Here is a 13,226-nt window from a genome sequence, read left to right on the forward strand (position 1 = left end):
TTTTATAAAAGCTTACCCGCTTTAGAACTTCTTATTTTTTGATTGTTTTTAGAAAAGCTTCCGCATAGCGTTTGCCTAATAACCTCTGACTTTCTGAATTGAAATGTACCGCATCGCCTTTATCAATAAAATCGGCTGTATTAATAACCGACATATATTTATCACCTTTGGCGTGCTCGTTTATAATAGCATTCATTTGTGACCATAACGCATCTTTTTTAGAATAACTACCAAGTTCACCAACCAAAATGGGTAATTTTTTATTTCCAACAGATTTTCTAAAAGTCTTAAAAAGTGCTGTTAAATTATCATCATGCTTAGCGATTTTTTTTGAATTGGCATCACTCTCGCCTTGATGCCACAAAATGCCTTTTACCTTACCGTACTTTTTAGCAAGCGCGACTTTTTCTTTGAAATTTGATAGTAATTTTACATCACGATGGTTAGCATCTCCGAGCCATTGACTTATCGAGCTTCCGCCTACAGCAGTTGGTATTAATAATACGGATGTGTTTTCTGGAATTTCTGCTAACAGATTTTTGGCAAAAGACAAACCACTATCTAAACCTCCCATTTTAGGTTCGTAAAAATGAAGCGGCTCTTTAGCCAAAACAATGTCATTTTTCTTATTTATAGTCAGTACACGGCTCGATGTTATAGTATCTTGCGGTTCTTCATAACCACGACCAGCCATATTAGATTGTCCCGCCATTATAAAAACCCAAACATCTTTCTTTTTAGGAAGCGCTTTTGGTTTAACCTCAGCTTTCGGAAAATTATAAGTTCGGTCTAGCTTTTCTTTTTTGGCAGGTTTTGCCATGCTCTTTAACCATTTTCCGGCTAATTTTGGCCAGATTTCGGCAGCCACATTCCCTTTACGTAAACCATAGCCGTGTCCGCCGTCAGGATAAACATGCAACTCTACCGGTGTTTTATTATTACGCAAAGCTTGCCCCATAACAAAACTACTATTACCAAAACGGTCGTCTGCCGTACCGAATATAAAAAACGGTGGTGTATTTTTATCTAAAGAAAAATCGGGATTTATTGTTTGATTTTCACCTTTATCCAAATAAGCTGGATAAATAAGCATTGTAAAATTCGACTTGCTTGAAAATTCATCGATAGTATCTTTATGTTCGTAAAAACTAGTGCCCTCATTTGTTGAAGCTAAAGCAGACAGGTGACCTCCAGCTGAAAAACCAATAAGCCCAATTTTGTCGGTATCTAAGTTAAATTCCGAAGCTTTACTTCTCACCACTTTAATAGCACGTTGAATATCTTGAGCTGCTCCTTTTTGGTTTTTAGGAACTCGATATTGCAATACAAAAGCGGTGTAACCCAGGTTGTTTAGCCATTCGGCTACCTCATAACCTTCTTTATCAATAGCCAAGATACTGTAACCGCCACCAGGGCAAACAATAATACCTGCCTGAGACCCATTGGAATGTTTTGGTTTAAACACAGTAAGCGTTGGGTTAGTAACATCCGTTAACCTAATAACATTATTACTCGTGTTATCCGTTTGCCTTGGTAATTGTTTTGGTCTCAACTCGTTGGGTACCTTATCTGGCCACAACGTAATGACGTCTTCCGTTTGAGCTGAAAGCAAACAAGTAAAAAAAAGACTAATAGTTAATAAAGCAAACTTCATAATGCAAAAAGGGTTTTATGGTTTTAAACGAAAACTTTTTTGTTGCTTAATGTCTTGAGACGATCCGCCAATCATAAATTGATATTCGCCACTTGCAAAAGCCCACTGTTTCGTTTTTACATCCCAAAATTGCAACTCTTTTTTCGAAACTTCAAATTCTATCTTAGTTGATTTTCCTTTAAGTAAAAATTCTCTTTTAAAACCGACTAATTTCTTCAAAGGTCTTTTAACAGAAGTGTTAGGTGCTTTGAAATATAATTGAGCCACCTCATCACCATCATAATCCCCAATATTTTCAATGGTTGTCGTGATTGTTAATGTGTCGTCTTTCTTTATTATCTCAATGCCTTTGTATTCAAATTCAGAATAACTTAAACCATAACCAAACGGATAAAGCGCTTCACCTTCAAAATACATATAAGTTCTACCGTTAGAAACCTCGTAATCGTCCATTGGAGGTAGATCTGCGATTGATTTATAAAAAGTAAACGGCAATCTTCCGGCAGGATTATAATCACCAAAAAGCACATCGGCAATGGCTTTTCCACCAGATTCTCCCGGATACCAAGCATCTACAATAGCAGGAATATTATCGTCCATCCAATTAATAGCCAAAGAACTTCCTGCAACCAAAACAACTACAACATTCTTGTTTTCTGCATAAATCTCTTTTAAGTAATTAACCTGATCTTCGGGTAATTTTAAATCTGTACGATCTCGACCTTCCTTTTCTATTGACTTATTAATTCCCATAACAGCAATCACATAATCACTTGCTCGGGCAATGGCTTTATCTTCCGCATATAAATCATCGGTTAAAGTTGGGACTTCCCATAATAACTGACAAATAGCGTCGCCGCCATTATCAAAATACTCTAATTTAATAGCGTATTTTTCACCAGCTTCCATCGTTATTTCAACTTGATCGGTAGTCATTCCGCGATTATGCCATTCGTCTACGACAAGTTTATTGTTTAGCCACAGTCGAACACCATCATCCGAATTAACACCAATTTTATAAGTTCCCGAAAAATTAGGCGTTATGTAGCCCGTCCATCTTATTGATTTATGTCTGTAATTAGTATACGGATCTGGTGGATTGTTTACAGGATCGAAATTCACCACCTTATCTACGCGAGTTTGCGGTGTACCTTCTAGAAACTTATCATCATAATATTCTCCGTATAAGCCAGTTTCATCATTATGATCATTACGTAAGTTTTCAGCCTCAATAATGTTTAAATTTCTAGCGGCCGTTTTCCATTTCACATAAGTAACTTCAGCTCTATCTCCAACCTTTTCGATTATCCCTTCCAATGGAGAAATGGGTTTAATAACCGGTAACCCACTGTAATCTCCAAAAACAACCTGATTGGCATTGAAACCAACCACCGCTATTTTTTTAATAGCATTAAGATCTAAAGGCAAAATGTTATTCTCATTTTTAAGAAGCACCATAGATTCTCTTGAAGCTTCTAAAGCTAAATCTTGATGCTTTTTTGAACCAATAACATCTGGTGATATTTTGGTATACGGATTGTTTTCTGTACTATCGAAAACCCCTAATTTGAAGCGTGCGGTTAACACTCTAACCGTTGCTTTATCAATATTCTCTTCGGAAACTAAACCTTTTTTATAAGCCGAAAGTAAATGTTTTGCATAAATATCATTACCGCACTCGAGGTCTAACCCCGCTTCTATTGCTGCTTTTGCTGCGAGCTCTTTAGTATCTACATATTTGTGCGATTTCACTAAATACGTTGGTGCTCCACAATCACTTACCACATAACCTTTAAAACCCCATTCGTCTCTTAAAACCGTATTTAGCAACCAATTGTTTGCTGTACTTGGCACACCATTAATAGCGTTGTAAGCACTCATTATAGACTGTGCATTGCCTTCTTGAACGGTTGCGTTGTAAGCTGGGAAATAATATTCTCGCAGTGCTCTTTCAGAAACATTAGCATTGTAAGCAAACCGATTATCTTCTTGATTATTGGCTACAAAATGCTTGGGCGTAGACACTACTTTTAAATAGTTCTCGTCGTTTCCCTGTAATCCTTTTACAAAAGCAACACCTATTTTACTGGTTAAATAAGGATCTTCACCATAAGTTTCAGGTGTTCTTCCCCAACGCGGATCTCGCGCCATATTAATAGTAGGCGACCAAAAGGTTAGTAAATCGCTATACACATTTTTTTGATCTTTACCTTGGTTGTAGAAGTTCCATTTTGCTCGGGCTTCATCTGAAATAGCTGAAGACACGTTATAAATTAAATCGGAATTCCAAGTCGCCGCTAAAGCTACAGCTTGAGGAAACACGGTAAATCGACCACCTTTTACAACACCATGTAAAGCTTCGTTACCGTGATAATATTTTTCGACATCTAAACGCGGAATCGCTTCTGCTGTAGACACTAGCATCGATACTTTTTCTTCAACAGTTAATCGTTCCAATAAATCTTGAACACGCATTTCAATCGGTAAGTCTTGATTTTGAAACGTATATTTAGTTTGGCCAAAACCTAGAATAGGCATGACAGACAAAACAAATATGATAACTCTTTTTAATACCATTTAAAAATCGAGATTCTGTGAATGATTATTATTTTAACTCAATTTTAAATCCTGTAATAGGAATTTCTGTAGCAGTATAAACCGGAACTTTAATGGTTAAACCCGTCTTAGTTTGCTTCCATTTTACTTTATCTGTAGTATTTAATCGTGTTATCGACTTTATCTTATCGCCGTTCTCCAAAGCCAATGCTTTTATAACAATTTCCTTATCGGTAACACTGCAAACGTAAGCATAAACAGCTCCGTATTTTGAAGTAAACCTAACTTCAGGAAAAATAACTTTAGATGTGCCATCGTGTTCGTTATCTTTCATAGTGTTTTTTTCTTCAGAAAACTTAACCTTTCCGTTCTCTTTTGGTGTAGCAACAAGACGCTCCCCTTGTACCCTCCATGGTTTAGAACCGTAGATTCCTTCTGAATTTTGCTTGATCCATATTCCCATTTCTGCCAATCGTGCTTGAGCTAAATCTGTGATTTCACCCTTAGCCGTTGGTCCGTTATTCAGTAATAAATTTCCGCCTTTACTTACTATTTCTAGTAACTGACGTGTCATTAATTCTGAAGGTTTATAAATAGTATCGTACTCAATATAACCCCAGTTTTTCCCCATAGTAATACAAGCTTCCCAAGGTTCCACTTCTAAACCTTCGACAATTTCTTGCTCCTTAACTTTATAATCACCAAAACCATGTTTAATACGGCTATTTATAATACATTCCGGCTGAAGTTCAAGAATCAATTCTCTTAATTCTTTGCTTTCCTCTGGGCTAATTAATTCTGGTGTATCAAACCAAATCACATCAATTTTACCGTATTGAGTTAGCAACTCCTTTATTTGTGGCTTCACCTTTCTTTCAAAATAACGGCTATATACTTTTATATCTTCATCTGGATAATCTACCAAATTACTTCTACCACCTTTAAAAGGCCAATCGGTAGCCACATCTGGATCTTCCCAATCACGACCCAATGAGTAATAAAACCCAAATTTCATATCGTGTTTATGGCAAGCCGCAACGAGTTCCGTCATAGGATCTTTAGCGTAAGGTGTTCTGGTTTTTATATTATAATCGTTGGATGGTGAATCGAACATGGCGAAACCATCATGATGTTTTGACGTGATGATAATATATTTCATTCCTGCCGCTTTAGCAGTAAGCACCCATTTTTCGGCATCGTAATTAACCGGATTAAAATCGTCTGCTATAGTTGCATATTCTTTTAAAGATATTTTTTCATGAATCATGAAATGCTCATTCCCTTTTGCCACATGCCCTTTCCAGTATCCAGCCGTTTGAGAATACAAACCCCAATGCATAAACATACCAAATTTGGCATCTTTCCACCACTCCATTTTATCAGGCGACTGCGCAAAAGCATTCGTCATAAAAACAAGTAAAAAACCTAAACTGTAATAAAAATTTCTTCGGAATGTGTTCTGCTTCATTTTATCTAATTTGAATATTTTCTAACAATAAACGTTTACTTGGTAATAAATTCTATGTTGGTTAACTTCACCACCACTGGGTTTGGCCAAACTTTATCGTTGTAAAGTCTTTGCGCTCTACTTATAGATATTTCAAGTAAATCTTCATGTTGAATAAATCGAGACGTTGGTGTGTTTTCTGGCCAATACTCCACAACTAAATCACTTTGTCCAAGTACGGAAATTGTAGTGTTTTCAGTGGATCGCATATTTTTCAAAAGGAAGTTTCGTCTAAAGCCTTTAAACCAGTTTTCTTGCCCTGTGATAAAAACATAAGCGGTGTTATCCTCTTTACCTTTTGTAAACCACATATCGCCATCTTTAACAATGGTTGGCACGGTTCTCACATTTTTCACGCCTTCTTCATTAATATACATCCATAACGCAATTTCTCGCAAACGCTCTTCTTGCTCTATCGGAATTTCTCCGTTAGGTTTCGGACCTATATTCATTAAAAAATTACCGCCTTTTGCTCGAATTTCAATCAGTTTTTCGATTAACTCAGAGCCATCTTTATAATCTTCATTCGTAGGTTTGTATTGCCATTGCGTACCCATTGTCATGCAAGTTTCCCATGGTCCTGGCATGGCGCCTCCTGGAATTTTTTGTTCTGGTGTATTCATCTCACCGCGAGTGACTACAATATCTGGTGCGATTTCATGAACATATTGCGCCATAGGCTTCGCCTGAAAGGCATCGAAAAACATCACATCTATAGGGCCGTAATTATCAATAATCTCTTTAACCTGAGTTTTATCGTATTCAAAAAGTTCTTTATTGGCAGTTACTTGTGTCATTGCGCCTTTTCGAGAAATTAAATGCCCTTGTTTATGGATAAAACTAAAATCTTCTGGAGAAAAATAAATCCCAACTTTTAAATCGAATTTATGTAATGCTTTTACTAATTGACCAACAATATCCTTTCCGTAAGGCGTATTCATGATATTGAAATCGGTAGTTTTAGTATCCCACATACAAAAACCATTATGGTGCTTTGCTGTAAACACAACATACTCGGCTCCTGCTACTTTAAACAAACGCGCCCATTCTTCAGCATCAAATTTATTGGGATAAAATGTTTTAGGAAGCTCGTTAAAATATTTATTTACGTAATCGTTTGAAGCCCCAACTAACGAATGACTTATAACACTCCCTAATTGAGAATCCATGCTCCAATGCACAAATATACCAAAGCCCATATCCATGAAATCTTCATTAAGTTCGGGCTTGTTTTTAAGTTGCGAAAAGGCTGAAAACGTTGTTAGTAAAATGAGTAGTATAGAAAATTTCAACTTCATAATTATAAATATTATTATTTAGAAACGTTAGACATTTCTAATATTAATTCGCCACCGTTTAATAGGTCTTGATGAGAAATACTATAATTTTCAATTGGCTTATTATTTAAACTCACTTTACTAACATAAACATTGGCATCACCATTATTATGTGCTTTTATGCTGAATGTTTTATTTGAATAATAATCTGGATTTAATTTGATAGTAACCTCGTCGAATATAGGGCTTCCTATTTGATATTCAGGGTTGGTTTCCGTCCCTCCATTCATTTGAAATAATCCAATTTTCATAAGTACAGAAAGGCTTCCCATTAGACCTTGATCTTCATCACCATTAAAACCTGTAGCTGGAGACAAGCCCGAAAAAGCTTTATTAATAACGGCACGAGACCAGTATTGAGACAAATCATTTCGTCCTAATTTATTAAATACAAAAGCAGTTTGCATTGATGGCTGATTACCATAATTCACAGGAATTCGGCTGTATTCTGGATGCAACTCTTGCGCATGTGAATTACCTGCGGTAAACCCAAGTTCTTCCGCCGTTTTAAACTGAGTGTTTAATTTTTCTACTGCTTTATCTGTTCCGCCCATTAAGTTTGCCAAACCTTGTAAATCGTGAGGTACAAACCATGTAGATTGTGCGCCGTTAGATTCTATAAAACCATGTTCTGGTTGATAAGGATCGAAGTTTTCTTTCCATACACCTGCTAGGTTTTTAGGACGCATCCAAGTTGATTCAGTGTCAAACACATTTTTATAATTATTAGATCGTTTTATAAAATAATTATAATCGTCTCTATATTTTAATTTCTTAGCCAATTGAGCCAAAGTCCAATCTTGATACGCGTATTCCATAGTCATACTGGCACCATCTTGATGCCCACCAAACTTCCCTTCCGGAATTGGGTATGGCACATAACCGTTTTCTATATAATATTTTAAACCTCCACCTAGATTGGTATCATGCTCGTAACCTGCTTTACCCATAATACCATTAAGCATATGGTTCTTTTTTAAAGCCTGATAAATGCCTTCTACATCTTCGGTAATTATTCCTTTTTGAATAGCACTTACCATAAACGGTGTAGATGATGCTCCCGTCATCACGTAAGTGTAATTTCCTCCCGAAGGTCCACGTGGCACTAAACCTCCATCTTTATAATATTGCATTAATGAATGTGCAAAATCGGCCATGATTTCAGGGTACGCCATTCCCCAAAGTGTATTAATAGTCCATTGTGCTCCCCAAAACGAATCGGAATTAAAATGATTAAATTTCGGCTCCCCATTTTTATCTAAAGGCAATTGACCAATTCTAAATTCCGCTCCCGTATTATCAGGGTAAGCACCGTTTATATCGTTTATAATTCTTCGACCTTGAAGTGCGTGCCATAGATCGGTATAAAAACGGCTTTGAGCTTGTTTGGTGTTTCCTTTTACATCAATTCGTCCTAACAAATCATTCCATTCATCTTTAGAATCTTCTACAACCTCATCGAAATCCCAACTTGGCAATTCTTTACTGATATTAATATTCGCATTTTCCACGGAAGTGTATGAAACCCCGACTTTCATCAACACTTCTTTATTCGTTTCTTTTAGGCTAACCAAGTAATTACCTGTTTCATCATCTTTTTCTAAAGTATCAATTTCAGAATTTAACTTCACTTTAAAATAAACAGTTAACGGTTTTGGACGCCTGTGAGTTGCATCCATAACCAATTTCCCCGAAAGTTCTTTTGCACTATTCTGTTCTAAGAAGCCTTCTGAGTTATTACACGGTCCTAAAAAAGTGTTTAAATTAAAAAGAATAGAAGCTTTTTTATTTTCTGGATATATATATTGATGAAGACCAACACGTTTTGTACTCGTAAGTTCTGTTTTTATGTTATAACGCTCTAATTCTAAACTATGAAAACCTGGTGTTATTTGCTCTTTGTCGTGATTGAATTTTGAATAAAAATCTTTAAAAATATTGCTTTTATTTTCTTCGGAAATGGTAACGGGCATAACAGAAACACCAGACATTTGCCATGCATGGATATGGCTAAACCCTTTAATAGTATCTGTTTTAAAACGATAACCACTACCCCAAGCACCACCAATTTGTGTGTCGGGACTTAAATTAACCATACCAAACGGGCGATTTGCAGACGAAAAGAAAAACCACCTAGAATTTTCGGTATCTAATAGCGGGTATACTTTTTCGGTGTAGTCTACAGTAGATTCCGTATTTGTTTTTAAATCCTGATTTACCTCATGTTTACAAGAAAACATGGCAACACATACAACACTTAAAATGTAAAATCTGTTCTTTATGAGGGGATATAACTTCATTATTATAGGTTTTTAAGGCGTAATTTTATTTAAGTTTTCTTCAATAGCCGATAACATATCGTTAGTAGGAAAACCATTATTTTGTCTTCTGTTTTTTATAGCGTACCAATCTTTCCATTTACCATCCAAATCGCCAGATGCTCTACGTTTGTAAATAGCTTCTAATTGTTCTTTAGCCGAAGGAATCAATGCTTTAGCTTCGTTTAAAAAGGTAGTATTTTTAGAGGCTTCGAACTGTTTTTTAAGTTTTGCCATGTTATGAAGCGTTCTTTCAAAAGCTATTAAATCACTATATAATTGCGTAGGTAACAAAATGTAAGCGTGATAGAAATCTGTAGGTTCTATTTGATAACCTCGCTCTGCTTCCATTAAGGCTTTTTGAACATTTGTAGCAACATGTGCCGTAGTTTTATAATCTCCAATAACACGTTTATAATCAAAAGGAATTGGAGTTTTTCCTGGCCTTCTAATGGGTGCGTTTGATAAATATGAAACAGCCTCACGAATTTCCCATAAGTGCTCTACATAACCTTTACGTCCTTCTTGCGCTTCATGTAAATATTTCATGGAAGCGATAGCATGCTTTGATACTTCATCTGAAAAATATCGAGATGTCCAATCCTTATAAAACTCATCGCCGTTAAAAGTTTCTAGATTATTACAAACGGCACTATACGCTTCTAGATTTAATAAAAATGGTCTAAAATTTTGTCCATTTACTAAACAAAATTTATCGGCCTTATAGGTTTCAAACATGTCTTTCATTATCGTTTCCACCTTGTTTGGATAAGGATTGTGAACGGTATGGTTTAACCAATATCCCGCATGCATATAGGTTCCAAACTCATAATTACCGGTAGTATTTGGTAGATGTTCAAAATCGCCAAAACCATGATCGGACCAAAGTACTGTCCAGTCTGTTGGTGGTCTAAAACCTTCGTTCCACATTTCCATCCCATCGGAATAACACACCAAAACTTTTGAAGCATTAGGCTTATATTCGTCTATTAATTTTCCGAATTCTACATATACTTCATTAAACACATCTATTTTATTCTCGCCGCATGAGCTTTCGTATTTCCAGTCCCAAACTTGATGACGCGGACGCAGAATAAAAATATCGGTTTTAGCCAATGGTGTATCTTCTAAATAGTATCTCCAAGCGCTTAACCAATCTTCTTTATAAGTTTTCCAGCAATCGGCTTTATCGGCCGACATAGGGTGTATTTGGTACCCTAACTCAAAATCTATAGCCACTTTCATGCCTTTTAATTGAGCATAATCGATCATTTTATCTATAAAATTAATGTCTACTTGGTAGTCTGGTTTTAGTTTTTTGTACTCTGGACGAACATAGAATTCTGGTCTCCCTAACATATCGAACAACTGTATGGCGTTGTAGCGCATACGTACTAAAGCATCTATTAATTCAGTATAAGTTTCCCAATCGTACTCTAGTAATTTACCTCGGTAATTTGCTAGCTCGTCCACATCGTTTTCAAAATAGGCCAAAACGGGAACTTTTGGTGGTGCTATAGTTTTTGCTGTGAAGTTAAAGACGGCTTCGTGAGATATTTTACGGGCCGTTTTACCTGTCCAATATTCTAAAGGATCAATTCCTAAAACATCTTTTGAATAATCGTAAATCGCATACTGAAATCCTTGAACGTCTGAGCCTCCAATTACAATCGTGTTTTTATGATTTTTGTGATTTACTTTTGCCCAAATTCCACCACGACTTCCAGGTATTTCAATGGACAAATTAATATTTTTTTGAATGGCTAATTCTTGGATTAACGCATTTGAAGTTGGTGTTCCTAAAATAAAAACTGTACCATGTTCTGGAAAAGCTTCTTTTTCTGAAACGATATTAACTTTGGAATTAATTACTTTTTGTAAATCTGTTTTTAAATCATCTATAATGTTTAATTCTACTTTTGATAAGTTATCGCCAACCACCAAATAGAAAGATTCATCGACTGTTTTTGTACATGACAAGCATAAAACAACAATTAATAGAATACTTAAAATGTATTTTTTTTTCATATTTAAAATGGTGTTCAACTTAATTAGGCAACTAATTTAAAATAAAGACTTGCAACCTTATTATCCTGCAAAGCTAAAACTAGGTTAACTTTTGGTTAATAAAATATAGGCAGACATGTTCTCGCCTGCCTATAAAAACTAACTTAAAACAACTAAATTCTTTAACTTGCTATTAATTAATAATTAGGGTTTTGAGTCATAGTGTTCGGAGAAATCTCAATTTCCTTAATTGGAATTGGTCTCAACAAATGCTTAGAAGCATCGAAAGCACCGTGATCTGCATAATGCGGATTATTAGCAAGTTTCTCTTCCAATTTTCCCATACGCTTTAATACGGCCCATCTATTAGACTCTCCAATTAATTCTAAAGCGCGTTCTACTAAAATGTTATCTAAATCTACTGTTGTGTAATGATCTGCAACACCTGTAGCACGCTCTCTTACTCTATTTAAATGAAATAAAGCTTGAGTTGTGTTTCCGTCACCCAAAAAGGCTTCGGCAGCTATAAGATGCGTTTCTGCAATTCTAAAAATAAAGGTATCTCTAGCTCCACTAGTTTCTGCAGCAAAAATTTCATCATCAAACTTTTTCATAATAGGAAAGTTAATAAATGAAGGATTTAAAGAATATTTATAATTTACATCGTCGATATCTGCAGGAACACCAAATAAATATTGATCTGGTTGATATACCCAATAGCGATCTAAGCGATCTTTAAGTTCGTCAATATCTAAAGTGTTTTTTGGAAAATAAACCAACGTATCACCAGGATTAATAACCTCATCTCCAAGACCACTAACTTCATCAGCCATAATAGTTCTATGTATGGTTACATTTTCTCTACTATCATTATCATCAAATAATGAATAGAAATATGGTGTTGGCATTAAACTGTTTCCTTTTGTACCATATGGGTTAGCACGACTTACTCCTGGTAAATCGAACACTTGATACATAAAAAGAGAATGTTTGTTATTATTACTGTCTTCTGAAATCCCTGTATCACTCCATTGTCCTGCAAAAAGAATTTCATCATTTACTTGATTATCATAAGCAAAAACCTCTTCAAATGATTGACTTCTAATATCGTAAGAACCTATAGCTGTAACTGCTAAATTAGCAGCTGTTTGAAAATCTGTACTTTCACCAAAATCTGAATATGCACGCGTTAAATATACTTCGGATAGCACGTGTTGTGCTGCTCTTTTAGAAAAGCGTCCGGTATCTGGGCTATCTAGTAAATCTGGAATTGCAGCTTCTAACTCGTCTATAATTAGAGCATAAGTTTCTTGCTCTGTTGATCTTGTATAATTGTTACGAATACTTTGAGGCTCATCCAAATCTAAAACAACTCCGCCGTACTGCTGTGCCAAGTTAAAAAAGGCTAACGCTCTTAATGCTCTTGCTTGCGCTATACCGTAAGCTTTTTCACCTAACTTAGCATCACTCCAATTTACTTGGGTTTCATATCTATTAATAGCCGTATTAGCTTTAGAAATCACATCGTAGTTTGCACTCCAAACCCCATTGGTTTGCGGTGCATTCAGTCCCACATAATCGTTAGTGCTTGAGGTAGAGAATATTTCTCCTTGAGTTGTAAAAATATCAGTTCCCTCAAATTTATAACCGTAATTTTGATACACCGATCTTGTAGACGTATAAACCCCTACTATAAGTTGATCTGCAGTATTCTCATCAATAAAGTTCTCACTTGTTATTTGTGTGTATATATCTTCTTCTATATAGTCGTTACAACCACTAAGCAAAAGCGCCCCACTTAAAATAAGTGCAAAGTATTTTATATTGTTTATTGTTTTCATCTTTAA

7 protein-coding genes are annotated in these 13,226 nt (G+C 35.6%); all 7 read right to left on the minus strand.

The genetic code is table 11. The features are described 5' to 3' along the window. Positions 1-31 precede the first annotated feature (31 nt). On the minus strand, positions 32-1,654 hold the full coding sequence (locus tag ACJJV4_RS04970; protein WP_405292364.1) for a sialate O-acetylesterase: 1,623 nt from the start codon (positions 1,652-1,654) through the stop codon (positions 32-34). Positions 1,655-1,669: 15 nt separating this feature from the next. Then, the gene (locus ACJJV4_RS04975) at positions 1,670-4,231 is read right to left on the minus strand and encodes a glycoside hydrolase family 3 C-terminal domain-containing protein (RefSeq protein WP_405292365.1); all 2,562 of its coding nucleotides are present in this window, start codon (positions 4,229-4,231) and stop codon (positions 1,670-1,672) included. Between the two features lie 28 nt (positions 4,232-4,259). After that, complete coding sequence (locus ACJJV4_RS04980) at positions 4,260-5,678, minus strand: alpha-L-fucosidase (RefSeq protein WP_405292366.1); 1,419 nt, start codon at positions 5,676-5,678, stop codon at positions 4,260-4,262. Positions 5,679-5,713: 35 nt separating this feature from the next. Continuing rightward, positions 5,714-7,015, minus strand: coding sequence for an alpha-L-fucosidase (locus tag ACJJV4_RS04985; protein ID WP_405292367.1), 1,302 nt, complete (start codon positions 7,013-7,015; stop codon positions 5,714-5,716). Between the two features lie 14 nt (positions 7,016-7,029). Then, on the minus strand, positions 7,030-9,354 hold the full coding sequence (locus tag ACJJV4_RS04990; RefSeq protein ID WP_405292368.1) for a GH92 family glycosyl hydrolase: 2,325 nt from the start codon (positions 9,352-9,354) through the stop codon (positions 7,030-7,032). A 12-nt stretch (positions 9,355-9,366) separates the two neighbouring features. Then, positions 9,367-11,400, minus strand: a complete 2,034-nt coding sequence (locus ACJJV4_RS04995) for a glycosyl hydrolase 115 family protein (RefSeq protein ID WP_405292369.1) — start codon at positions 11,398-11,400, stop codon at positions 9,367-9,369. Positions 11,401-11,576: 176 nt separating this feature from the next. Next, positions 11,577-13,220 carry a RagB/SusD family nutrient uptake outer membrane protein gene (locus ACJJV4_RS05000; RefSeq protein WP_405292370.1) on the minus strand — a complete coding sequence of 548 codons (1,644 nt, stop codon included), beginning with the start codon at positions 13,218-13,220 and terminating at the stop codon, positions 11,577-11,579. Positions 13,221-13,226: the final 6 nt, after the last annotated feature.

Origin of the sequence: Algibacter sp. Ld11 (genome assembly GCF_045066735.1) — a bacterium.
Lineage (GTDB): Bacteria > Bacteroidota > Bacteroidia > Flavobacteriales > Flavobacteriaceae > Algibacter.